Origin of the sequence: Nitrobacter sp. (genome assembly GCF_051535235.1) — a bacterium.
Lineage (GTDB): Bacteria > Pseudomonadota > Alphaproteobacteria > Rhizobiales > Xanthobacteraceae > Nitrobacter.
Map to the genome: position 1 here is coordinate 19,922 of NZ_JBPPLZ010000002.1, position 22,987 is coordinate 42,908.

The window sequence follows — 22,987 nt, forward strand, 5'->3', positions numbered from 1 at the left end:
CGCTTTTTTAACCAATGCGACAAGGCCTCGCGAAGCTCTCCGATTCGGTACGACATCGGGAGCGTGATGAGATTCGTCAATCCTGTGATCCGGCTCTCCACAGGAAGAAATTATAATTATAAAACAGATAGTTACATAAATTTAAGGACCGGCCGCACCCAACTGCATTGCTGATATGCGTTAAACGCAACCCAGGTATGACTTCCAAATCCCTAACTCCCGTGGTTTCAAAGCGCCGCGTTTTCCCGTCACAACATAATCGCGGATTTACCGTGAAGCGTGGGGGGAAGTGGGAGGTGTTACAGGGGAGCAAGTATGTTTCAGTTAGTTGCGTTGCGCCGGCTGCCGCGTATCTTGGCACTGGCGGTTGGTTTCCTGGCGGTCGTTGCATTTGCGGCGCCGGCCTCGGCAAGGCCTCATCATCGCGCGGGACATCACGCGCACGTTCATCACCACAAGCATCATCATTACGCCCGCCACCACCACCGGCATCGCCATTACCATCACAGATACCGTCACACCTCACAGGGTGCCGAAGAAACCGGTTTCTCGGGCGGCGGTTTCGTTTCGAATATCGTCGCCGAAGCTCGCCGCTACATCGGCGGCAATCCGACCGGCCGCAGCCGGCTCTGGTGCGCCCGCTTCATGAACATGGTTCTGAAACGCTCCGGGCATCAGGGGACCGGCTCGGACATGGCGAGTTCGTTCGCACATTACGGACGGCGGGTCTCCGGCCCGCAGGTTGGCGCCATCGCCGTCATGGGTCGGCGTGGTGGCGGCCATGTCGGTGTCGTCAGCGGTGTGGATCGGCGTGGCAATCCCATTATCGTTTCGGGCAACCACGGCCATCGCGTCGCGGAGGCGGTCTATCCACGTGGCCGCATCTACGCCTACGTCGTGCCCAACTGAGGCATGTGAGTCCCGCTGCCGCCCCTTCCCTTCAATACGGGGAAGGGGCCGCGGTGAACCGGATGGGCAGGACACGCATCGGCGCAATCCCCTCCCATTCTCGTCGGCAGGGATTTCAAAACCGATTGCGTCGGTGCGCCTTCATCCTGAGGCGAACCGATTTCTCGGCCTACAAGAGCGATTCCCGCAGCGTTTCGACCTTGTCGTCGATCCTGACCGTACCGCCGGTGACGACTTCGGCATAGATCCCGCAATCGCAATGCCCCAGCGTTCGCATCAGCGTGCGCGGAATGTCGAGATCGCGAACTGCCGTCTCGGGGTCGACGTTGGTGGCCGTACATCGGACAATGCGTTTGACGACCTTGAGGCGGACGTCGCCAATCGCGAGCGTGCGCTCGAGCAGGTCGAGTTCGCTCCAGGCAGGCCAACCGCGGACGTAAAGATTGGCGCGGAAGCGCAGCGGGTGAACCGGTTGCCCGACCATTGTCTCGATGGCGGCTACGCTGCTGAGGTTGATGATCGAGACCACCTTCCTTGCGACGTCGGAGAAGCTGTGTCCGTTGCCGACGAGAAGCTTCGGCGGTCCCTTGAGTTCCTCGGCGAAGTTTGCGCCGAAGAACCGTTCGACCGCGGCGCGGCCCTCGGCCGTTCCGAGGTCGGCGCGCACCGCCTCTTCGCCATTGACGCCGATGGTGAGGGTCCGGCTGGCATCGTCGTAGCGGCTGCGGAGCGCGGCGAGCCGCTCGTCGCGCATCAGCATCAGGAAACGGGACTTGGGAAAATATCGAGGCGCGGCCGGGTCGAAACCGGTGGGGCCGTTCTCGATGGCGTAGCTGCGGTCGCCCGGAATGGTCTTGCCGGGGCTCAGGATCGCAGAGGGCAAGGGCTCGGCGGACAGGCCCTTGACGGGATAACGGTAAAGAGCGGCTACGGCCGCATCGGGGACGGCAGACATAGGGTTCTTTAAGGGATTCGGACCGGCGATGCCATTGGCTTCCAGCGTTTGAAGCGTGGCGGCCTGACCCGAAGAGGAATGCCGGTTCGCTTGAAGAAACGCGTCAAATCAAAATCATTGAGATCCGCTTCTGCTCCGTTGGAAACGGAGGTCCAAAATCAGCGCCGTTACCCTTCATTTCCTGGGAGCGTATTCCTACATTTGCCACAAGCCGGATCGACGATCCGGCGCGCCGACCGTTGCCGGTTGAGGAACGTCAATGCGGCCAGCGGAAATCCAATACCCAATGAAGATGCCGCTTCTGTGCCTTCGGGGCAGGGACGACAGGCTGAGGGAGATCCCATGAACATTGAAAAATATACCGAGCGGGTGCGCGGCTTCATCCAGTCGGCGCAGTCGCTCGCGGCGCGCGAAGGCCACCAGCAATTCACGCCGCTGCACATTCTGAAAGTATTGCTCGACGACAGCGAAGGTCTGGCGGGAGGCCTGATCGATCGCGCCGGCGGCAATTCGCGCGCGATCCTGAAGGCGACCGAAGCCGCGCTCAACAAGATGCCGAAGGTATCCGGCGCCGGCGCGGGCCAGATCTATCTGGCGCCGGCAACGGCGCGCGCGTTCGATGCCGCCGAGCAGGCCGCCGAGAAGGCGGGCGACAGTTTCGTCACGGTGGAGCGGCTGCTGCAGGCGCTGTTGGTCGACAAGGACAGCGATGCCGGCAAGATCCTGAAGGACGGCGGCGTCACGCCGCAGAACCTCAACGCCGCGATCAACGCGCTGCGCAAGGGGCGCACGGCGGACAGCGCCACCGCGGAAAATGCTTATGACGCGCTGAAGAAATATGCCCGCGACCTGACGCAAGCGGCGCGCGACGGCAAGCTCGATCCGGTAATCGGCCGCGACGAGGAAATTCGCCGCACCATCCAGGTGCTGTCCCGGCGCACCAAGAACAATCCGGTGCTGATCGGCGAGCCCGGCGTCGGCAAGACCGCCATCGCGGAAGGCCTGGCGCTGCGCATCGTCAACGGCGACGTGCCGGAAAGTCTCAAGGACAAGAAGCTGCTGGCGCTCGATCTGGGATCGCTGATCGCCGGGGCGAAATACCGCGGCGAGTTCGAGGAGCGACTCAAGGCGGTGTTGCAGGAAGTGACGTCGGCCGCCGGCGGCATCATCCTGTTCATCGACGAGATGCACACGCTGATCGGCGCGGGCAAGGCCGATGGCGCCATGGATGCATCGAACCTACTGAAGCCGGCGCTGGCGCGCGGCGAATTGCACTGCGTCGGCGCGACCACGCTCGACGAATACCGCAAGCATGTCGAAAAGGACGCGGCGCTGGCGCGGCGCTTCCAGCCGATCTTCGTGTCCGAGCCGACCGTGGAGGATACCGTCTCGATCCTGCGCGGGCTGAAGGACAAGTACGAGCAGCATCATGGCGTTCGTATCGCCGACTCGGCGCTGGTCGCGGCCGCCACGTTGTCCCACCGTTATATCACCGACCGCTTCCTGCCGGACAAGGCGATCGATCTGGTTGATGAGGCGGCGGCGCGGCTGAAGATGCAGGTCGATTCCAAGCCGGAAGAACTCGACTCGCTCGACCGCGAGATCGTGCGGCTGAAGATCGAGCAGGAGGCGCTGAAAAAGGAGAACGATGCCGGCTCCAGGACGCGTCTCGAGAATCTCGAGAAGGAGCTCGTCGATCTGGAGAAGCGCTCGGCCGATCTGACCTCGCGCTGGAACGCCGAGAAGAACAAGTTGTCGGATGCGGCCAGGCTCAAAAGCGAGCTGGATCAGGCGCGGATCGAACTCGCCAACGCGCAGCGTAGCGGCGAATACCAGAAAGCCGGCGAGCTGGCCTACGGTCGGATTCCCGAACTCGAAAAGCGTCTGGAGAGCATCGAGGCCTCCGAAAGCAATACGATGATGAATGAAACGGTAACGGCGGATAACATCGCTCAGGTGGTGTCGCGCTGGACCGGCGTTCCCGTCGACAAGATGCTGGAGGGCGAGAAGGAAAAGCTGCTGCGGATGGAAGAGAGTCTCGCGGCGCGTGTCGTGGGACAATCCGAGGCCGTGCGCGCGGTTGCGACCGCGGTGCGGCGCGCCCGTGCCGGCTTGCAGGATCCAAACCGTCCGATGGGTTCGTTCATGTTCTTAGGGCCCACCGGCGTCGGCAAGACCGAGCTGACCAAGGCGCTCGCCGCCTATCTGTTCGATGATGAAACCGCGATGGTTCGCATCGACATGTCCGAATACATGGAGAAGCACTCGGTGGCGCGGCTGATCGGCGCGCCTCCCGGCTATGTCGGTTACGACGAAGGCGGTGCGCTGACGGAAGCGGTACGGCGGCGGCCTTATCAAGTGGTGCTGTTCGATGAGATCGAGAAGGCGCATCCGGACGTGTTCAACGTGCTGCTGCAGGTGCTGGATGACGGCCGCCTGACCGACGGTCAGGGCCGCACGGTGGATTTCCGCAACACCCTGATCATCATGACGTCGAATCTCGGTTCGGATTTCCTGGTGAACCAGCCCGAGGGAGAGGACACCGGCGCGGTGCGCGAGCAGGTGATGGAAACGGTGCGCGCGCATTTCCGTCCTGAATTCCTCAATCGCGTCGATGAGATCATCCTGTTCCATCGGCTGCAGAAGAGCGAGATGGGAAGGATCGTGGAAATCCAGTTCGCCCGGCTGCAAAAGCTGCTGGAAGACCGCAAGATCGTGCTCGATCTCGATGCGGCCGCGCGCGACAAGCTGGCCGAGAAGGGCTGGGATCCTGCCTATGGCGCGCGCCCGCTCAAGCGGGTGATCCAGCGCGATGTGCAGGATCCGCTCGCCGAAATGATCCTGGCGGGCAAGATTCACGATGGCGATCATGTCGCGATTTCGGCGAAAGACGGCATGCTCACGTTCAACGGCGAAGCGCCGCAGCGCGCGAACATCGAGCCGTTCGAACCGCGCGTGTCGAAGCGCAAGCTGCACTGAGCGCCACCGCACGCGGCCCCTTCCTGCATCGCGGGAAGATGCCGCGTGCGGAAAGCGCGACCATCCCCTTCGCGCCGGTGGCGTGATCGTGCTTTACAGCATTAACGCCGTGTAAAAGGGCCGACGCGCCAGCGCCGATTCCCTGCGCCCCGACCACTCTCCCGCAATGCTAAAAATGGGTACACAGGCGGAATATTCGTTTCGCTGCCGGCGTTCGGCGAAGGGTAATATTCTTTTTTTCAATAACGCATTGTTTTCTCTGCCAAACCGGACCTAATCAAGAAGCCGGACTGTCGAAAATGGCGCGACAGATTCTGTTCGTTCAGCGGCTCGACCCGACCTGTGAAGCGCAAATCGCGGCGGGCGGCGGTTCGTTCCCGAGGTTTGCTTGCAATGACAAAATTGGAATTTCCAGGATCAGCTCTCACGACGGATCAATGGACGCAGGTCAACCAGCTTGCGACGTCGCTCAGTCATGAACAGGCGATCTGGATCAGCGGCTATTTCGCGGGTCTCAGCAATCGTGCGCGTATCGGCGCCGCTGCATCGGATGTCGCGGAGCTTGCGCCGCCCTCGCAGAGCACTCTCACGGCTCCCGCGACGCGGCTTTTGACGGTGCTGTTCGCCAGCGAGACGGGAAACAGCAAGGCTCTGGCCAAAACGCTCGTTGAGAGGGCGAAGGCGAAGGGCATCGAGGCCCGCCTCGCCGACATGGCGGACTACAAGATGCGTGGCCTCAAGGACGAGCAGGACATGCTCATCATCGCCAGCACCCATGGCGAGGGCGATGCACCGCAGACCGCGGTAGGGTTCTTCGAATTTCTGGAAAGCCGCAAGGCGCCCAAATTGCCGCAGTTGCGCTATGCGGTGCTGGCGCTGGGCGATTCGACCTACGAAAAATATTGCGAGGCAGGTAAGCGGGTCGACCGGCGGCTCGAGGAACTGGGCGCGCAGCGACTTGCTGATCGCGTCGACTGCGACGTCGATTATGAAGACGCTGCAGAGGCCTGGATTGCGGCCAGGGTCGCCAGCCTCACGCCGGCCGCGCAGACTGCGCGATCTATCCCGGCATCGGCGGGCGCCGCGCAGGTCCGTGAGCCGGCGTCCGCGACATTCGACAAGAAGCATCCGTTTCAGGCCGCGGTCATCGACAACATCGTGCTGACCGGGCGCGGGTCGACCAAGGAGACCCGCCATATCGAGTTGTCGCTGGCGGATTCCAGCCTGACCTATCAGCCTGGCGACGCGCTCGGCATCGTGCCGCGCAACGACCCGGCGCTTGTCGAGGCTGTGCTGGAGAAGCTGTCGCTGCCGGCCGATGCACCGGTGACGGTGAAGCAGACAACGACAAACCTCAGAGAGGCGCTGAGCGCGACCTTCGAGATCACGGCGCTGACGCCGCGTTTTCTCGACCATTGGGCCGACATCACGGGCGCCGCCGAGCTTCAGGCGTTGCGTGCGCCCGATCAGAAAGAGGCCCGCGCGGCGTTCCAGCACAACCACCATATTCTTGATGTCGTCAGCCGCTTTCCGGCGTCCGGCATCGATGCCGCGCAATTCGTCGCCGGTCTTCGGCCGTTGCAGCCGCGGCTCTACTCGATCTCCTCGAGCCTTGCCGCGGCGCCGGACGAAGTCCATCTCACGGTCAGCACCGTGCGTTACATGATGCACGACCTGCCGCGCGCCGGCGTCGCTTCCGGCTATCTCGCCGCGCGCACCGAGGCGGATGCCACGATTCCGGTCTATGTCCAGTCCAACGACCATTTCCATCTGCCGAACGACGATGTGCCGATCCTGATGATCGGCGCGGGCACCGGCGTGGCGCCGTATCGTGCTTTCATGCAGGAGCGCGAAGCCCGCGGTGCATCCGGCCGCTCCTGGCTGTTCTTCGGCGAACGCAATTTCCGCAGCGACTTCCTCTATCAGGTGGAGTGGCAGGAACTGGTGAAGAACGGCGTGCTGAGCCGGCTCGATCTCGCCTTCTCGCGCGATGCCGCGCCGAAGACCTACGTGCAGGATCGCCTGCGCCGCCAAGGCCGCGATGTCTATGCGTGGCTGGAGGAAGGCGCATATCTTTACGTCTGCGGCGACAGCGCGCACATGGCGCCCGATGTCCATGCGGCGCTCACCGATATCGTTGCCGAACACGGTGGTCTCGATCGCGACGAGGCGGGCGCCTATCTCTCCGCGCTGCAGCGCGATCGCCGCTACCGGCTCGACGTGTATTGAGGCCAGTTTGATGGATGTGAAGGCGGAGCCTGATCGCAGCCGCGACGTTTCCCAACCCCTCGACAAGCTCGGGCCGGACGAAACGCTGAAGGCCAACAGCGACTATCTGCGCGGCACGATCAAGCAGAGCCTGGCCGACGAGATCACGTCGGCGGTGACGGCCAACGACGCCAAGCTGATGAAGTTCTTCGGCATCTATCAGCAGGATGACCGCGACATCCGCGACGAGCGTCGACGTCAGAAATTGGAAGCGGCGTTCTCATTCATGGCGCGCGTGCGGCTGCCGGGCGGCGTCTGCAGTCCCGGCCAGTGGCTGAAGCTCGACGAGTTGGCGCGCAACTACGGGGGCGACACGCTGCGGCTGACCACGCGTCAGACGTTCCAGTTTCACCGTGTCATGAAGCACAACCTGCGCAGCCTGCTACAGGGACTGCGCGACGTTCTGCTCGACACCAAAGCCGCCTGCGGCGACGATACCCGTGGCGTGATGTGCACGGTCAATCCCGACTTTTCGAAACTGCACGCCGAGGTTTACGCTCTGGCCAAGCGCGCGAGCGATCACGCCGTCCATCGAACGGGCGCCTACAAGGAAATCTGGTACGACGCCGAGCGCGAGGAAACGGATGGTCCCGAGGAGCCGTTCTACGGCCGCACCTATATGCCGCGGAAGTTCAAGATCGGCTTCGCGATTCCGCCGAGCAACGACATCGACGTCTACGGCCAGGATCTCGGCTTCATCGCCATCGCGCGACGCGGCAAGCTGAAGGGCTTCAACGTCGCCATCGGCGGCGGCCTTGGCCGGACCGATCAGTCGCCAAAAACCTATCCGCGTCTCGCCACCGTCATCGGCTACATCGACGCCGACAAGCTGTTTCCGACGATCGACGCGGTGATGTCGGTGCAGCGCGACTACGGCGACCGGCTTGACCGGCTGCACGCCCGCTTCAAGTATACCATCGACGAAAAGGGACTTGACTGGATCAAGGCTGAGACCGAGCGCCGGCTCGGCTTCGCGCTCAAGCCTGCGGAGCCCTACACCTTCACCTCGAACGGCGATCCGCTCGGCTGGGTCAAGGGCGAGGACGGCCGCGAGCATTGCATCCTGTTCATCCAGAACGGCCGCGTCATCAACACGCCCGACTTTCCGATGATGGACGGCTTGCGCGCCATCGCGCAGGTCCACAAGGGCATGTTCCGCGTCACGCCGAACCAGAATCTCATCATTTCCGACATCGCCCCAGAGGATCGGCCGGCTATCGAGGCGCTGATGAAGCAATATGGTCTCGACCAGTTCGAGACGCGCAGCGGACTGCGCCTCAATTCGATGGCCTGCGTCGCGCTTCCGACCTGCGGTCTGGCTATGGCCGAAAGCGAGCGCTATCTGCCCGATCTCGTCACCCGGATCGAGGCCATTCTTAATACGCACGGGCTCAAGGATGACCCGATTACCATCCGCATGACCGGCTGCCCGAACGGTTGCGCGCGACCCTACATCGCCGAGATCGGCCTGACTGGCCGCGCTCCCGGCAAATACAATCTTTATCTCGGCGGCGGCTTCCACGGCGAGCGCCTCAACAAGATGTATCTGGAGAATGTCGGCGAGCCCGCGATCCTCGAAGCGCTGGACAAGACGCTCGGCCACTATGCCCGCGAGCGCAAGCCGGGCGAACATTTCGGCGACTTTGCCATTCGCGCCGGCTACGTCGCGGAGGTCAAGGAAGGGCGGTTCTTCAACGACTAAATGGGCCGCGCCGGCCCATTTATATTTCGGCTGAAGCTCTTTAAATATGTCGCGGTCGGCATGTCGCGGCTCCCCGGACGGGATGTGCGGTTGCCGCATTTCATCGAAAGTCCACGAACATCATGTCCGAATCTACGAACCTGAAAACGGTCGCGGCCGCAAACGGCATCGCGACCGAGGATAACGTCGGCGCGGTGACGCCGTCAATCTGTCTGTCGAGCACGTTCACCTGGCCCGGCTTCGGGCGCAGCGGCCCGCACGAATATACCCGTACCAGCAACCCCACCCGCACGCTGCTGGCCGACACTCTCGCCAAGCTCGAAGGCGGCGCCGGCGCGGTGGTAGTGTCCTCGGGTATGGCCGCGATCGATCTGGTGCTGTCGCAATTGTCGCGCGATGAGATCGTGATTGCGCCGCACGACTGTTACGGCGGTACCCACCGCTTGCTGGTGAACCGCCGCGACCGCGGCCACTTCAAGGTGGCCTTTGTCGATCAGAATGATCCCGCCGCGCTGACTGCGGCGTTCCAGAAAAAGCCCAGGCTTGTGCTGATCGAAACTCCGAGCAATCCTCTGATGCGCATCGTCGACATCCGGGCGATTGTCGCGCAGGCAAGAGCGGCCGGCGCCAAGGTCGCCGTCGACAACACATTTCTGTCGCCCGCTCTGCAGCGCCCCATTGCGCTCGGGGCTGATTTCGTCATTCACTCGACCACGAAATATCTCAACGGCCACTCGGACATGGTCGGCGGCGCCGTGATCGCAGCCGATGCCGCTGATGCCGAGGCGCTGGCAGCCTGGGCCAATATCGTCGGCACGACGGGGGCGCCGTTCGATTCCTATCTGGCGCTTCGCGGTATCCGCACGTTGTTTCCGCGCATGGAGTGGCAGCAGCGCAGCGCGCAGGCGGTCGCTGAGTTTCTGATCAAACATCCTCTTGTTGCCGCGTGCCATTATCCGGGGTTGCCCACGCATCCGGGCCATGCTGTCGCCAAGGCTCAGCAATCCGGCTTTGGCGCGATGCTCAGCTTCGAACTGAAAGGAAGCGGCGCGGCGGCTGCCCGCTTTGTCGAGGCCGTTCGGCTTTTCAGTCTCGCGGAGTCGCTCGGCGGCACCGAGAGCCTGGTGGCTCATCCCGCGACGATGACCCATGCCAGCATGTCGGAGGAAGCGCGCAAGGCCGCCGGCATCACGAACGGTCTCATCCGGCTTTCAATCGGCCTGGAGGATACCGCCGATTTGATCACCGATCTGGACCGGGCTCTTGCCGAAATCGATGCGGCGGCTCGTTCAAAAGCGAACGCCTGAACGGTCACGTCGTAGACGGCTGCAGGCCAAAAATCCGCTTGTAAAAAAACGCGGAGCCGACGGGCTCCGCGTCAAACGGCTCGAATGTGTCGGCACGATCGTGTGCCGAAAATTCTGTCGCTTACGGACAGGAATGACGGTAGCCGTCCAAGCCAAGATATGTTCCGGAGGCCGGATCGTAGGAGCGGAAGCGCTGCGCGCAATAGGCCGCGTTCTGTTGTGCGTTGGCCTGACCGGCAGCGATTGCGCCGCCGATAATGGCGCCTGCCGCCAGGCCGCCGATCAACGCCCCGGCGCCGCCGCCTCCACCATGATAGTGGCGATGGTGATGGTGATGTCCATAATATTGAACAGCTTCGATCGAGGACGGAGCCGCCTTGCTCATATCGGACTGGCCCATGAGCGGTGCCGACGTCGCCGGCACGGAAAAGGTGAACGCTACGGAGCCGGCGAGCAATGCCGCTAACATGATCTTCGATCGCATGGTCAATCTCCTCAATGGCAGGATCGGGACCGGATATTTGGTCAAGACGCCGTGATTGGCGAGGCGTCAGATTGACGCGAGCGGCCGGAATAGCAAGGGGTGGGGATGGATGGGCTGCCGGCTCGCGTGAAGAAATGTGTTAAACAAAAAAGATCAAAAAAGACAAAGTCTCTCTCCTGATTGCGTCAGAGGCGGGAAGGCTCCACCGACGGCCCGCTACACCACGACGCTCAGCCGCTTCGCGGCGCGGGTGATGCCGGTGTAGAGCCAGCGCGCGCGGCTGTCCTGAAACGCGAAACTTTCGTCGAACAGCACCACGTCGTCCCATTGCGAGCCCTGTGACTTGTGCACCGTCAGGACATAGCCGTAGTCGAACTCGTCGTAGGGCTTGCGCTGCTCCCACGGAATGTCTTCGATACCGCCAGCGAAGCAGTCCTGCCGCACCGAAACTTTCGTCACCTTGTGCGCGAATTCTTCATCAGGGGAGAGCCGCATCGTGATGATTTTCGATTTCGAGGCCGCTCGCGACTTCACGCGCCACAGGCCGCCGTTGAACAGCGCTTTCTTGCGGTTGTTGCGCAGGCAGACCAGTTTGTCGCCGGCCACCGGCAGCGGATCCTCGATGTTCTGCCGTTGGCGGAATCGCATGTTGTAGGAACGGCGGGTGTTGTTGCGGCCGACCAGCACCTGGTCGGCGTTCATCACGCGTGCGGGATCGAGCTCGCCGCGCGCCACAACCTCGCTTTCGCCGTAGCGGCCGATGTCGAGATCGCGGCCCTCGCGGACGTCCATCGACATGCGCACGATCGGGTCGTCCTGAGCCTGACGGTGAACCTCGGTCAGCATCGCGTCCGGATCGGCGCTGGTGAAGAAGCCGCCGCCCTGGATCGGCGGCAGTTGCGCGGGATCTCCCAGCACCAGCAGCGGACAGTCGAACGACATCAGGTCGCGGCCGAGTTCGGCGTCGACCATGGAGCACTCATCGATCACGATGAGCTTGGCCTTGGAGGCGGGCGCATCGTCCCACAATTCAAAACTCGGCTGCTCCTCGCCGGATTCGCGGGCGCGATAGATCAGCGAGTGAATCGTCGAAGCACTGTCGCAGCCCTTGTTGCGCATCACCAGCGCGGCCTTGCCGGTGAAGGCCGCGAACTTGACCTCGCCGTCGACGCCATCGGCGATGTGGCGCGCCAACGTGGTCTTGCCGGTGCCGGCATAGCCGAACAGGCGGAACACCTGCGGCGTGCTGCCTTTGCCGGGTTTGGCTTTCAGCCAGTCGGCGACGGCTTTCAGCGCTGTGTCCTGATGCGGCGTAAAGGAGGTCATGGGGTCCCGACGCTGACAGAGCCCCGAAGCGGTGCCGCGACTCGATGGTCGAAACCTAACCATTCGCGAGGCCGGCGCAAGATGCGTTCCCTCGGTGCGGTGGAACGCCTGTTGCCCTTGCGTTTAAGCGCCGCTTCGCTTCCGCACCGAAAGCGGGAAGGGTGCTCAGACCGTCGGAACGAATGCGCGATGATCGCCGCTGCCGGGAGGCGTGATCGGGATACCGCCGTCGGCATATTCGTTGAGCTTGTTGCGCAGCGTCCGGATCGAGATGCCGAGAATGTTCGCGGCATGGGTCCGGTTGCCGAGGCAATGCTTCAGCGTTTCGAGAATCAGGTCACGTTCGACGTCGGCGACGGTGCGGCCGACCAACGCCCGCGTCACCTGCTCGGCGGCGAGCGTGGCATGGGCGACGGCGGGCGCGGTCTTCGCCAGGTCGAGACGGTCGCCGTCGGGCGTCAGGATCGCGTCGGCGCCGATCTCGTCGTCGCTTGTCATCAAGACCGCGCGGTGAATGGTGTTCTCCAACTCGCGGACATTGCCTTGCCAGCGGTTCGTCGTCAGCACGCGCCGCGCATCAGTCGACAGCGAACGTACCGGCAGGCCGTTGGCTTCGGCATATTTCTTTGCGAAATGCTGCGCCAGTTCGAGAATGTCGGCGGGACGCTCGCGCAGCGGCGGGATCTTCAGGTTCACGACGTTGAGGCGGAACAGCAGGTCCTCGCGGAAGCTCCCCTCACGCACGGCGTCCGCAAGGTTGCGGTTCGAGGTCGCGATGATGCGGATGTCGACCGGCACCGGCCGCGTGCCGCCGACCCGATCGATCACGCGCTCCTGGATGGCGCGCAGGAGCTTCGATTGCAGCCGAACGTCCATCTCGGAAATTTCGTCGAGCAGCAGCGTGCCGCCGGTGGCTTCCTCGAATTTGCCGATGCGGCGCGCGACTGCGCCGGTGAACGCGCCCTTCTCATGACCGAACAGTTCGGATTCCAGAAGATGCTCCGGGATCGCCGCGCAATTGATCGAGATGAACGGCCGCTTGGCGCGGTTCGAGCGGGTATGGACATAGCGCGCCAGCACTTCCTTGCCGGTGCCGGATTCCCCGGTGATCATGATCGAGGCGTCGGAGCCGGCGATCTGCTGCGCCAGCTTGATGACCCGGGCCATTACCTCGTCGCGGTAGATGAGATCGCGGGAATCGTTCGCCACGGCGGCGAGCACCGCGGCGATCAGTTCCGGATCCGGCGGCAGCGGGATGTATTCCTTGGCGCCCGCATGGATCGCGGCGACGGCCGCTCGCGCGTCGCTGGTGATGCCGCAGGCGACGATCGGCACGTGAATGTGTTCCGCCTCGAGCCGCATGACGAGGGCGCGTATGTCGAGATCGACATCGACCAGAAGGAGATCGGCACCCTTGCCGCCGCGAAGCACGGCCATGGCCTGGTCGTTGCCGTCGGCGTGGGTGACCGAGGCGCCATTGTCCATGGCGATCTTGGTGGCGGTCGTGAGCTGGCCCTTCAGTGTGCCAACGATGAGAAGCCGCATGATCTGCTCCTGTGATGTGTCCCGGCTCGCGGCGGGCGTCAGGCTTTCTCGGCCTTGATGATTTCGGTCATGGTCACGCCGAGCTTGTCCTCCACGAGAACGACCTCGCCGCGCGCCACAAGCCTGTTGTTGACGTAGATGTCGATGGCCTCGCCGACTCGCCGGTCGAGTTCCAGAACGCTGCCGGGCCCGAGCTTGAGGAGCGCGCCGACGTCCATCCTTGAACGGCCGAGCACGGCGGACACCTGGACCGGAACGTCGAACACTGCCTCGAGATCGGACGCGACCCGCGAAACCTGCTCGTCCTCGCTGTATCCGACGTCATCGTCCGCCGGCGCATCGGCGGCATTGAGGTCGGGAAGCGGCACCTGGGTGTCGTTATCGCTCATTGTTCGTCCCCATGCCCTCAGGTGTTGCCATTCGATTTGCGAGCCATGTAGCCACGCACCAGTTCGTCGATCCTGGCATCGATGGCCGCGCGTTCCAGCACAATCCCGCCATCGGCCCACTCGATCCGGCAGTCGCCGGTCTCGATGTCGGGTTCGGCGAGGATGACGAGTTGTCCGGTAAACCCGTTTTGTTTGGCGATGCGCTCAATCTGCTCGCGCGCCGTGTCGTAGAGTTGATCGTTGATCCGCACCACGAGATGCGGTGTGGACACCAGATGCCGGAAACTGTCGCTGACCAGCGCGGCGATTTCCGTCAAGGGTTCAGCGGCGATCAACTCGCTGCACAATTTGCGCGCGACGGCGACGGCGACGTCGACCGCCTCGGTCTCCATCCGCGCTTCGACCCCCGCGACGCTTTGGGCGATTGCCCTGACGTCAGCGGAAATGTTCTCGATTGCCAGCGCGATGCGGCGGTCGCTCTGCACCCTGGCCTCGCGCTGCGCGGCGTCGAACCCGTTCTGATATGCCCGGGATTCCGCGGCCGCGATCTGCTGCGCGATCTCCTGGGTCGTCGGCGCACGCTCGTTGGATTTATGCGAAACCGAGAAGTCCGTATCGAACAGGAATTTTGCCGGAGCGCCCATCAGTACACCAGTTCGTCGTCGGCGCGGTTTTTCGACAGCATGATTTCGCCCTTGGCGGCGAGATCCTTGGCGAGATTCACCAGCAGCGCCTGCGCCTCGTCGACATCGCGCAACCGGACCGGCCCAAGCGCGGCCATGTCGTCCATCAGCATCTTGGCGGCGCGCGACGACATGTTGCCCATGAAGAAGGCGCGCACCTCCTCGTTGGCGCTCTTCAGCGCGATGCCGAGCTTGTCCTTGTCGACGTGGCGCATCAGGGTCTGCGCGGAGCCGGCATCGAGCTTCACCAGATCGTCGAAGGTGAACATCAGCGCCTTGATGCGTTCGGCGGACTCCCTGTTCTCTTCTTCCAGCGCGGTGATGAAACGGGTCTCGGTCTGGCGGTCGAAATTGTTGAAGATTTCGGCCATCACCTCATGGGCGTCGCGGCGGCGTGTCTGCGACAGGTTGGACATGAATTCGCTGCGCAGCGTCTGCTCGACGCGCTCGATGACTTCCTTCTGCACCGCTTCCATCTTGAGCATGCGGCCGACCACGTCGAGCGCCATGTCCTCGGGCAGGATGGCGAGCACCCGCGCGGCGTGCTCGGGTTTCAGCTTCGACAGCACGACGGCGATGGTCTGCGGATATTCGTTCTTGAGATAGTTCGCGAGAACCTCCTCCGGAACGTTGGACAGCTTTTCCCACATGTTGCGGCCAGCCGGTCCCCGGATCTCATCCATGATTCCGCTCACCCGGTCGTTGGGAAGATACTGGTTCAGCAGCCGCTCCGTCGCATCGAAGTTGCCCATCAGGGCGCCCGACGCCGACATCCGCGAGACGAATTCGAGCAGCAGGTCTTCGACCACATCGGCCTCGACCGTGCCGAGAGTGGACATCGCCAGCGACAGATCGCGGACCTCGTCGTCGTCCAGCATCGCCCAGACCTTGCCGCCGTATTGCTCGCCCAGCGCCAGCATCATCACGGCCGCCCGTCTCGGCCCGCTCATTGGCTTGGACTTGGGACGGTTGCTCTGACGACTCGCAAGCGAGGCGACGACGCTGGCGATATCGTTTGCATTGGTTGTTTGAGGTACGGCCATGTCGGATCACGCGGGCTCGGCTAGCCATTGACGGATGATGGAAGCGGTTTCGGCAGGATTGCGATCGGCCAGTTCGCCGACCCGATGCACCGACTGGGCGTGAACCTGGCCCTGCACCTGGGCAACGTCGATCAACTGAGCGGTGGCGTTGTTGCCGGGAACCAGATTTTGCCCGGATGGGGCGGCCTGGGCATTGGCCTCGGACGGAGCCGGGAGCGCGGACGGCGGGCTGGGCGGCGGCGGATCCGACGCCAGGATACGGCGGACCAGCGGCCGGATCACCATGAACGTCACCACGAGGCCGAGCAGCATCATGACCAAGAGTTCGATGACGTACATCACGTCGTCTTTCGTGAATTGCAGCATTCCCAGCAAACCGGCCGGTTCAGCGAGCGGCGCGACAGCGGGCGGCTCGGCGAATCTGAGGTTGACGACCTCGACCTGATCGCCGCGCTTCTGGTCGAAGCCGATGGCTGAGCGCACCAGCGTGGCGATGCGGTTGAGCTGATCCTTGCTGCGCTCGGCGTAGACCATCTGGCCCTTGTCGTCCTTGGTATAGGTGCCATCGACGAGAACGGCGACCGAGATGCGATTGACGCGGCCGGCTTCGGTCACCTCGGTCTTGGTGGTGCGGGAGATTTCGTAGTTGTTGGTCTCTTCGCTCTTCTTGCTCTGGTCGCGAGCAGGGTTTGTCGTGTCCGATTGCTGAGTGCCGGGCAGCTCGTTGTTGACCGTGACCTGGCCGTTGTTGTCGGCGGTGACGGAGGATTCCTCGCGGGTCTGGCTGGATCGCAGCACCCGGCCTTCCGGATCGAACTTGTCCGAGGTCTGGGTGATCTTGTTGTAGTCGAAGTCGGCGGAGAGCTCGACGCGCGCCCTGCCGCTTCCGACCACCGACGACACGATGGTCTCGACCTGATTGCGCATGCGCTTCTCGAATGCCGCGCGCCGCTCGTCTCCGGTCACGCCGTCGGCATCGGTGTTCGAGCCGTCGGCAAGCAACTGGCCAGCTTCGTCCACGATGGACACCCGCTGCGGCTTCAGTCCGTTGACGGCCGAGGCAACGAGATGGCGGATGGCACGGATCTGCTGCGGCTCGAGGCCGCCGCGGACGCGCAGCACGATCGAGGCGGATGGCTGCGGTGCTTCGCGCGAGAACAGCGGCCGCTCGGGCAGCACCAGATGGACGCGGGCGTCCTGGACGCGATCTATGGCGCGGATGGTGCGGGCGAGTTCGCCTTCCAGCGCGCGCAGGCGATTGATGTTCTGGACGAAGCTCGTGGTGCCGAGCGCGTCGGATTTGTCGAAGATCTCATAGCCGACCCCGCCGCCCTTGGGCAGTCCCGCCTCGGCGAGTTTCATCCGCAGCCGCGTCACTTTGTCCTTCGGCACCATGATGACGGCGCCGTCGTTGCGCAACTCGTAGGGAATCGCCTGACGTTCGAGGTCCTTGATGATTCCGGAGGAGTCCTCGACGCTGAGGTCGGTAAAGAGAGTCGTCATCTGCGGGGCGGTGACGCGCATGATGACGAACGCGAAGAAGCCGATCAGCACGGCGGTGACGGCGACCATCGCCATCAACCGTGACGCACCCAGGCCTTTCAGAAATGCCAGCAGCCCCTGCAACGAACCAGCCCCTTGACCCGGCCCGCGGAAAGGCCGACTCGGCAATTATTGCCTATGGTATGGTTTCGATATGGTTAACGACGGTTAAGACCCGTGACGAAATTGCTCAATGACAAAAAACCGGTCTCCAGAAGGAGGCCGGTTTTCCGAGAATTCGCGCTAATCTGGACGTGTCTTACTGGCGATATTGCTGGATTCGCGTGGTGCGCAAACCGGCAAGGCCGTGCTGGTCGATCGAGAACTGCCAGGACAGGAATTCGTCAACCGTCAACGTATAGCGGCTGCAAGCCTCCTCGAGGGAGAGCAATCCGCCGCGAACCGCGGCAACGACCTCGGCCTTGCGGCGGATTACCCACCGCTTGGTGCCGGGCGCCGGCAGATCGGCGATCGTTAACGGGCTTCCGTCGGGCCCGATGACGTATTTCACCCTCGGGCGATGGGGTTCTGTCATGGCGTACTCACAAACTCTAAACCACTGAACTCGCCGAGGAAGCTACGCCTTGCGACTTAAAATTTGCCTAAGCCCAAGGCTTCAATACGATTCTCCTTGAAAAGACTGTTTTGGAACGACGCCGGGTAGCGGTCCCGGACGCGCGAAACCACTCGAATAGGGGCAGAAAGATAGGTTCCGGTCGGCCAGGCACGAGCCGCGCCGGTCAGTTCACGATGCGCTTGATCTGGCTGATGGTGTAGGTCTGGCCGCCGATCGACAGCAGCGGCGGCGATTGGGTCAGATCGACGGAATTGACCTGACCCTGAATCTGCGTCGAGACCATGACCGGATTACCGGACGCATCCGCCGCCGTCGTCGTCAGCGTGTATTTGCCGTCGGGCCATTGCGTGCCGTCGTTGCCGAGGCCGTTCCAGGAGAAAACCTGATTGTCGCCGGCATTGACGCCGTAGGAGCCGGAGAAAACATTCTGACCGGTGCTGTTGGCGATGTTGACGGTGAGGGTGGAGGCGGCCGGGACGCTGAGCTGCCAGGTCGCCGCGCTGTTGGTCATGGTGGCGGTGCTGCCGTCGACGACGGCATTCTTTCCGACGAAGTCCAGCGCCTGCGTCGCCTGAGTCGTTTGCTGCAGGGAAACGAGACTGGCGAGCTGGTCGTTCGTCTTCAACTGCTGCTCGACGCCGGCGAACTGGACGAGTTGCTGGGTGAACTGATTGGTATCCAGCGGATCGAGCGGATTCTGGTTCTGCAACTGCGTCGTCAGCAGCGTCAGGAAGGTCTGGAAGTTGCCGGCCAGCGTACCGTTGTTGCTCGATGCTGCAGAGCTGGAGGAGGAGGCGGGCAACGGCGTCGTGCCCGACACCACCTGCTGAACCGCGGAACCCACTGAACTCGTCATGTCCGTCTCCCTAAACCCTGATATCGAGGCCGCCGCTCGATCCGAGCACCCGGCCATAGCTTCGTCCCGCCGCCGCCGGAACGACGTTGTCTTCGGTCACGATCAGGCGCTGCGCATTGCGGCCGGTATCGTCGCGCGGGGTCTGACCCTGCGAGGATTGATCGCGCAGGCTGAACTGCAGGCCGCCGTCGCCGGTCTTCAGGCCCGCGTCCTGCAGCGCGCGCTGGAGTTGCGGCGCGTCCTGCCGCAGCATCGCGAGCGTTTCCGGCTTCTCGACGGTCAGATGAGATGTGACCCGGCCCTGACGGTCGACGTCGAGGCGGACATCGATGCGGCCCAAATCGGCGGGGTCGAGCCGGATTTCGAAGCGGCTCTTGCCGCTTTGTGCCGTGACCGCGATCTGGACTGCCAGTCCGTTCAACGGCACAGCGGCGCCAGCGGCGACCGCGACATTGTACTGCGGCGTTGCAGGCGTTGGCGCGGCGGTTGATTGCGCCTGCGGCTGCGCGACGGCGCCATTGATGCCCTGCGGTTGACCGTTGTCGGGCTGCGGCTGAGCCGCGCTGGCGTTGGTCGCCTGGGCGGAATGCTGCGGTGCTGCTGCTCCCTGCTGCGTCGCGGGCGTGCCGGCATCGGATGGGGCCGGCTTTGTGCTGTCGCTGGCGGCGGCATCATGCTTGTGATCGCCGACCGTCGCGTCGTGCGGCGCGTTCGGGCTCGCGGAGGCGGCTGACGGCGCTGATGCATCCGAGGTCGTTGGTGGAGGCTGGAGACCGGTCATGACCGACGCGGCCGTCTTGGCCGGCTGCGCATTGTCCGCTGTCTTTGTGCCCGCCTTCGCGGTGGCCGGTGTCGCCGCGGCGACCGCGGCTCCGAGGGTCAGCACGGCGGTTGCCTGCGCGGCCTGCTGGGAAGCCGGCGGGACTGTCGCCTCTTTCACGAATGCTGCTGCGGCAACGGCCGTATCCGCGGCCGGGCTGGAATCGGGGTCCGCGAGCGTGGCTTGACTAGCGGAAGCGGCGTCAGCAGCCGAGGCCCCGGCGGCTCCGGTTGATGCGCTTGCCGAATCGGTGGCTGCGGTTGCGGCGGACGCGGCAGCCGCCGATGGTGTCGCAGCCACCGGTGTCGCGACCGGAACCGCGACCGCAACCGGCGCCACCGCGAATTGCGGTGAGGTGCCCGCGTCTGTGGTTGTGACGTCCGGGGTCGTCAGCGCGGGATTGGAAGCGTCCCCGGCGACCTCGGTATCTCTGTGTTTGGTCCCATGGTGGTGTCCGGCGTTCGATGCCTTCGTGCCGGCATCGGACTTCTGAGCTCCGGTGGCTGGTTCCGCGCTCGAATTGGCTTGCTGTGCGGTGGATGATGGCTGGGAACCACGTGTCGGTGCATTGTTATCAATCGGCACAGTGCGGTCTGGAGCGGAGGCGTTGGAAAGCCGCTCGGGACGCATGGCATGCTGATCGGACCAATTCGACGCGGGCGCGGCCGGAGCCTGCGAGGCCTGTGCGCTGATGTCGACCAGGGCCTCAAAAGAGTTCCCCATCGGCTGGTCGTCCCGCTCGGGCCTCTGCCGCGTATTCGGTAACGACGCGCTGGTGGCGGCTTCTGGTGTCACGCTAAGCACAGGCAACCTCTCGCGATAGGGTACCAAGCGAGCAGCAAGGACCGGGCCATCGTCCGGTTTGAATTTATAATTAGTATATTCAATTAGTTATGCGGCATGTCCAGCCGCCGGCCCGGCCGGTTCGGCTGCTTGTTTTCTGCCCGGCGGCAAGATTTGCCGCTGGTCCGGCGCCGTCATCCGGCCGTGATTGCCTCGCAGGAATACGAACTATATTACTATACAAAAGCTGGTCTTTCGGTCGGCCGGACGGAACGGAATTCCCGCTCCGGAACACCGCGAAAGTCTCCGATCGGCAAGGCGTGCGACCTTGCGCGATCTCATGTATGACGGGATCAATGCTCAACAGTCTGGATCTGGAAGGCCGTCCTCAGGATACGCGGGTCGTGGTCGCCATGTCGGGCGGTGTCGATTCGTCGGTGACGGCCGCGCTGTTGAAGTCCGAGGGTTATGATGTCGTCGGAATAACGCTGCAGCTCTACGATCACGGCGCGGCCACCCATCGCAAGGGAGCCTGCTGCGCCGGCCAGGATATTCATGACGCCCGCAACGTTGCCGAACGCCTCGGCATTCCGCACTACGTGCTGGATTATGAAAGCCGCTTCCGCGAAACCGTGATCGAGAATTTCGCGGACAGCTATGCGTCGGGCGAAACGCCCGTGCCCTGCATCGAGTGCAACCGTCTGGTCAAGTTTCGTGATCTCCTCGCTACTGCGCGCGAGCTGGGCGCCACCGCGCTGGCGACCGGTCATTACGTCGCCTCACACCGTCTGGCCGGCGGCTCGCGTGCGCTGCTCTGCGCGGCGGATTCGGATCGCGATCAGAGCTACTTCCTGTTTGCCACCACGCGCGAGCAACTCGATTTTCTGCGTTTTCCGCTGGGCGACATGACAAAGGCGCAGACCCGCGAACTGGCGCGGCGCTTCGACCTGTCGGTTGCCGACAAGCACGACAGCCAGGATATCTGTTTCGTGCCGACCGGGCGCTACACCGACGTCATCAGCCGGCTGAAGCCGAACGCATTGGAGCCGGGCGACATCGTCGATCTCGACGGGCACGTCCTCGGTCATCATGAGGGCATCGTGCATTTCACGGTCGGACAGCGCCGTGGCCTCGGCATCGCCTCCGGCGCGCCGCTTTACGTCCTCAGTCTCGATGCCGCCAACCGGCGCCTGGTTGTCGGACCGCGCGAAGCGTTGAAGATGCATCGTATCGTGCTGCGCGACGTGAACTGGATCGGCGACGGCGCGCTCGATCGCGCCGTGGGCGCAGGACTCGAACTGTTCGTGCGGGTCCGCTCGACCCGCAAGCCCCAGCCGGCGTGGCTGCGCGCCATCGACGGCCGCTATGAGATCGAACTCGTGGCCGGCGAGGAGGGCGTGTCGCCCGGTCAGGCCTGCGTGTTCTACGATGGGCCGGAAGGGCAGGCGCGGGTGCTTGGCGGCGGGTTCATCGCGCGTGCCATGGCGAAGCGCGCAAGCGGAACGGCCATGCAGAGCGGCACGCCGGTGGCGCCTCTCGCCGCCGAACTGCGCGGATAGGGTTCGGGACGCGCGGACGGCATGGGCAACGACATCGACCGCGCCGGCGTCGCGAAGGCCTATGGCCGCTGGGCGCCGGTCTACGATCTCGTGTTCGGCAAGGTTTTCGATCCGGGCCGCCAATCCACCATCGCCATAGCCGATACGATCGGCGGGCGTATCCTTGACGTCGGCGTCGGCACCGGACTGTCGCTGTCGGACTATGCCTCTACCACGAAACTGTATGGCGTCGACATTTCCGAACCGATGCTGCGCAAGGCGCAGCAGCGCGTGCGTGCGCTCAATCTCACAAACGTCGAAACGCTGGCGGTGATGGACGCCAGGAATCTCGCCTTTGCAGATTCGTTTTTCGACGCGGTGGTGGCGCAATACGTCATCACGGCGGTGCCGGACCCCGAAGCGACATTGGACGATTTCGTCCGCGTGCTGAAGCCGGGCGGCGAATTGATTCTCGTCAATCACATCGGCGCCGAGCGCGGGTTCCGCCGTCTGTTCGAACTGGCGTTTGCGCCTCTGGCCCGGCGGCTCGGCTGGCGCCCCGAATTTCCGTGGCAGCGCCTTGTGAACTGGGCTGCGAAGCATGGCGGCGTCACGCTCTTCGAGCGTCGCCCGATGCCGCCGATGGGGCACTTCTCGCTGATCCGCTATCGCAAATCCTGATCCTCGGTTCCGGCGGAACATCGGCTGTCGCCGTTCGTTGCCACCCCATGCGGATGACAGTCAGGTCCTTATTTGTGTTGGTCGCCCTTGTTGCGCTTCCGGAGATCGCCTTTGCACAGGCGCCGCCGCCGGGCGCGCCCCCTGCCACGACGCTGGCTCCGTCCCCGAACGCAGGCAATTGTGCGCCTCACGATACGGCCTCGCCGAGCGGAACGACGACCGGCAAACCCGGGGAGCCGCTCGGGGACAAATTGGCGAAATCCGACGGCGTGCTGTGCCCGCCCGCGGGCGTCGATCCGGAGATGCGCGCGCCGACCCCGGAAGGCGGCAATACGCCGGTTATTCCGCCACCCGGCAGCCCCGGCGGGGATCCCAACGTGCGGCCGAAATAAGCCCCCAGCAATAAACCGGCATATCGGTCGGCTTTGCTTGACACGCCATTGAGCGGCTTTTTATATGCCGCGCGTTCACGGCTTTCGTCGTGAACACTGTGGCGAGGTAGCTCAGCTGGTTAGAGCACGGGAATCATAATCCTGGGGTCGGGGGTTCGAGTCCCTCTCTCGCTACCATCATCCCCTTTATATTGGGGAATATCGCGAA

The 22,987-nt window shown here is 63.5% G+C and carries 19 protein-coding genes and 1 tRNA gene; 9 read left to right on the forward strand and 11 right to left on the reverse strand.

Annotation, left to right across the window (positions count from 1 at the left end):
• Window positions 1-315: 315 nt before the first annotated feature.
• The gene (locus tag ACS3WA_RS02595) at window positions 316-909 is read left to right on the forward strand and encodes a TIGR02594 family protein (protein ID WP_438277014.1); all 594 of its coding nucleotides are present in this window, start codon (window positions 316-318) and stop codon (window positions 907-909) included.
• A gap of 169 nt (window positions 910-1,078) precedes the next feature.
• Here ACS3WA_RS02595 and ACS3WA_RS02600 read toward each other — a convergent pair whose 3' ends face one another.
• The gene (locus ACS3WA_RS02600; RefSeq protein ID WP_438277015.1) at window positions 1,079-1,864 is read right to left on the reverse strand and encodes an MOSC domain-containing protein; all 786 of its coding nucleotides are present in this window, start codon (window positions 1,862-1,864) and stop codon (window positions 1,079-1,081) included.
• Between the two features lie 342 nt (window positions 1,865-2,206).
• On the opposite strand from ACS3WA_RS02600, the gene clpB reads away from it, so the two are divergent.
• The 4 genes from clpB (at window position 2,207) to metB (ending at window position 10,120) form a co-directional block, all read left to right on the forward strand.
• Window positions 2,207-4,843, forward strand: a complete 2,637-nt coding sequence (gene clpB / locus ACS3WA_RS02605) for an ATP-dependent chaperone ClpB (protein WP_438277016.1) — start codon at window positions 2,207-2,209, stop codon at window positions 4,841-4,843.
• A 393-nt stretch (window positions 4,844-5,236) separates the two neighbouring features.
• Window positions 5,237-7,072 (forward strand): assimilatory sulfite reductase (NADPH) flavoprotein subunit, encoded by a 1,836-nt coding sequence (locus ACS3WA_RS02610; protein ID WP_438277017.1) that lies wholly within the window; start codon window positions 5,237-5,239, stop codon window positions 7,070-7,072.
• 10 nt (window positions 7,073-7,082) lie between these two features.
• Complete coding sequence (locus ACS3WA_RS02615) at window positions 7,083-8,813, forward strand: NADPH-dependent assimilatory sulfite reductase hemoprotein subunit (RefSeq protein WP_438277018.1); 1,731 nt, start codon at window positions 7,083-7,085, stop codon at window positions 8,811-8,813.
• A gap of 122 nt (window positions 8,814-8,935) precedes the next feature.
• Window positions 8,936-10,120, forward strand: a complete 1,185-nt coding sequence (gene metB / locus ACS3WA_RS02620) for a cystathionine gamma-synthase (RefSeq protein ID WP_438277019.1) — start codon at window positions 8,936-8,938, stop codon at window positions 10,118-10,120.
• A gap of 121 nt (window positions 10,121-10,241) precedes the next feature.
• Here the strand turns inward: metB and ACS3WA_RS02625 are convergent, their stop codons facing one another.
• The 10 genes from ACS3WA_RS02625 to ACS3WA_RS02670 form a co-directional block, all read right to left on the reverse strand.
• On the reverse strand, window positions 10,242-10,604 hold the full coding sequence (locus ACS3WA_RS02625; RefSeq protein ID WP_438277020.1) for a BA14K family protein: 363 nt from the start codon (window positions 10,602-10,604) through the stop codon (window positions 10,242-10,244).
• Window positions 10,605-10,820: 216 nt separating this feature from the next.
• Entirely contained in the window at window positions 10,821-11,930 is a 1,110-nt protein-coding gene (locus ACS3WA_RS02630) for an ATP-dependent DNA helicase (RefSeq protein WP_438277021.1), read from the reverse strand.
• 165 nt (window positions 11,931-12,095) lie between these two features.
• Window positions 12,096-13,475: a sigma-54-dependent transcriptional regulator FlbD gene (gene flbD, locus ACS3WA_RS02635; RefSeq protein WP_438277022.1), complete on the reverse strand. Its 1,380-nt coding sequence runs from the start codon at window positions 13,473-13,475 to the stop codon at window positions 12,096-12,098.
• Window positions 13,476-13,513: 38 nt separating this feature from the next.
• Complete coding sequence (gene fliN, locus ACS3WA_RS02640) at window positions 13,514-13,864, reverse strand: flagellar motor switch protein FliN (RefSeq protein ID WP_438277023.1); 351 nt, start codon at window positions 13,862-13,864, stop codon at window positions 13,514-13,516.
• A gap of 17 nt (window positions 13,865-13,881) precedes the next feature.
• The gene (locus ACS3WA_RS02645) at window positions 13,882-14,508 is read right to left on the reverse strand and encodes a FliH/SctL family protein (RefSeq protein WP_438277024.1); all 627 of its coding nucleotides are present in this window, start codon (window positions 14,506-14,508) and stop codon (window positions 13,882-13,884) included.
• A complete protein-coding gene (gene fliG, locus ACS3WA_RS02650; RefSeq protein ID WP_438277025.1) occupies window positions 14,508-15,590 on the reverse strand; it encodes a flagellar motor switch protein FliG in 1,083 nt (360 codons plus the stop codon). Before fliG ends, ACS3WA_RS02645 begins: the two co-directional genes overlap by 1 nt.
• A 6-nt stretch (window positions 15,591-15,596) precedes the next feature.
• A complete protein-coding gene (gene fliF, locus ACS3WA_RS02655) occupies window positions 15,597-17,216 on the reverse strand; it encodes a flagellar basal-body MS-ring/collar protein FliF (protein ID WP_438277026.1) in 1,620 nt (539 codons plus the stop codon).
• 175 nt (window positions 17,217-17,391) lie between these two features.
• The gene (sciP, locus tag ACS3WA_RS02660; RefSeq protein ID WP_002714638.1) at window positions 17,392-17,667 is read right to left on the reverse strand and encodes a CtrA inhibitor SciP; all 276 of its coding nucleotides are present in this window, start codon (window positions 17,665-17,667) and stop codon (window positions 17,392-17,394) included.
• 205 nt (window positions 17,668-17,872) lie between these two features.
• Window positions 17,873-18,565, reverse strand: coding sequence for a flagellar hook assembly protein FlgD (locus tag ACS3WA_RS02665; protein WP_438277027.1), 693 nt, complete (start codon window positions 18,563-18,565; stop codon window positions 17,873-17,875).
• A 10-nt stretch (window positions 18,566-18,575) separates the two neighbouring features.
• On the reverse strand, window positions 18,576-20,108 hold the full coding sequence (locus ACS3WA_RS02670; protein ID WP_438277028.1) for a flagellar hook-length control protein FliK: 1,533 nt from the start codon (window positions 20,106-20,108) through the stop codon (window positions 18,576-18,578).
• Between the two features lie 416 nt (window positions 20,109-20,524).
• Here ACS3WA_RS02670 and mnmA point away from each other — a divergent pair, with 416 nt between their 5' ends.
• The 4 genes from mnmA (at window position 20,525) to ACS3WA_RS02690 (ending at window position 22,956) form a co-directional block, all read left to right on the forward strand.
• Window positions 20,525-21,727, forward strand: a complete 1,203-nt coding sequence (gene mnmA, locus ACS3WA_RS02675; protein WP_412774800.1) for a tRNA 2-thiouridine(34) synthase MnmA — start codon at window positions 20,525-20,527, stop codon at window positions 21,725-21,727.
• Between the two features lie 21 nt (window positions 21,728-21,748).
• Complete coding sequence (locus ACS3WA_RS02680; protein WP_412774799.1) at window positions 21,749-22,387, forward strand: class I SAM-dependent methyltransferase; 639 nt, start codon at window positions 21,749-21,751, stop codon at window positions 22,385-22,387.
• 53 nt (window positions 22,388-22,440) lie between these two features.
• Window positions 22,441-22,779 (forward strand): hypothetical protein, encoded by a 339-nt coding sequence (locus ACS3WA_RS02685; protein ID WP_438277029.1) that lies wholly within the window; start codon window positions 22,441-22,443, stop codon window positions 22,777-22,779.
• A gap of 100 nt (window positions 22,780-22,879) precedes the next feature.
• Window positions 22,880-22,956: transfer RNA gene (locus ACS3WA_RS02690), tRNA-Met, on the forward strand.
• Window positions 22,957-22,987 lie beyond the last annotated feature (31 nt).

Bases quoted from the DNA above. Each gene is read 5' to 3' on its own strand.
- sciP (WP_002714638.1), bottom strand. From the start codon at position 17,667: ATGACAGAACCCCATCGCCCGAGGGTGAAATACGTCATCGGGCCCGAC.
- ACS3WA_RS02625 (WP_438277020.1), bottom strand. From the start codon at position 10,604: ATGCGATCGAAGATCATGTTAGCGGCATTGCTCGCCGGCTCCGTAGCG.
- ACS3WA_RS02615 (WP_438277018.1), top strand. From the start codon at position 7,083: ATGGATGTGAAGGCGGAGCCTGATCGCAGCCGCGACGTTTCCCAACCC.
- fliG (WP_438277025.1), bottom strand. From the start codon at position 15,590: ATGGCCGTACCTCAAACAACCAATGCAAACGATATCGCCAGCGTCGTC.
- ACS3WA_RS02600 (WP_438277015.1), bottom strand. From the start codon at position 1,864: ATGTCTGCCGTCCCCGATGCGGCCGTAGCCGCTCTTTACCGTTATCCC.
- ACS3WA_RS02665 (WP_438277027.1), bottom strand. From the start codon at position 18,565: ATGACGAGTTCAGTGGGTTCCGCGGTTCAGCAGGTGGTGTCGGGCACG.
- clpB (WP_438277016.1), top strand. From the start codon at position 2,207: ATGAACATTGAAAAATATACCGAGCGGGTGCGCGGCTTCATCCAGTCG.
- ACS3WA_RS02645 (WP_438277024.1), bottom strand. From the start codon at position 14,508: ATGGGCGCTCCGGCAAAATTCCTGTTCGATACGGACTTCTCGGTTTCG.
- fliN (WP_438277023.1), bottom strand. From the start codon at position 13,864: ATGAGCGATAACGACACCCAGGTGCCGCTTCCCGACCTCAATGCCGCC.
- mnmA (WP_412774800.1), top strand. From the start codon at position 20,525: ATGCTCAACAGTCTGGATCTGGAAGGCCGTCCTCAGGATACGCGGGTC.
- ACS3WA_RS02685 (WP_438277029.1), top strand. From the start codon at position 22,441: ATGACAGTCAGGTCCTTATTTGTGTTGGTCGCCCTTGTTGCGCTTCCG.
- metB (WP_438277019.1), top strand. From the start codon at position 8,936: ATGTCCGAATCTACGAACCTGAAAACGGTCGCGGCCGCAAACGGCATC.
- ACS3WA_RS02595 (WP_438277014.1), top strand. From the start codon at position 316: ATGTTTCAGTTAGTTGCGTTGCGCCGGCTGCCGCGTATCTTGGCACTG.
- flbD (WP_438277022.1), bottom strand. From the start codon at position 13,475: ATGCGGCTTCTCATCGTTGGCACACTGAAGGGCCAGCTCACGACCGCC.
- ACS3WA_RS02680 (WP_412774799.1), top strand. From the start codon at position 21,749: ATGGGCAACGACATCGACCGCGCCGGCGTCGCGAAGGCCTATGGCCGC.
- ACS3WA_RS02610 (WP_438277017.1), top strand. From the start codon at position 5,237: ATGACAAAATTGGAATTTCCAGGATCAGCTCTCACGACGGATCAATGG.
- ACS3WA_RS02670 (WP_438277028.1), bottom strand. From the start codon at position 20,108: ATGGGGAACTCTTTTGAGGCCCTGGTCGACATCAGCGCACAGGCCTCG.
- ACS3WA_RS02630 (WP_438277021.1), bottom strand. From the start codon at position 11,930: ATGACCTCCTTTACGCCGCATCAGGACACAGCGCTGAAAGCCGTCGCC.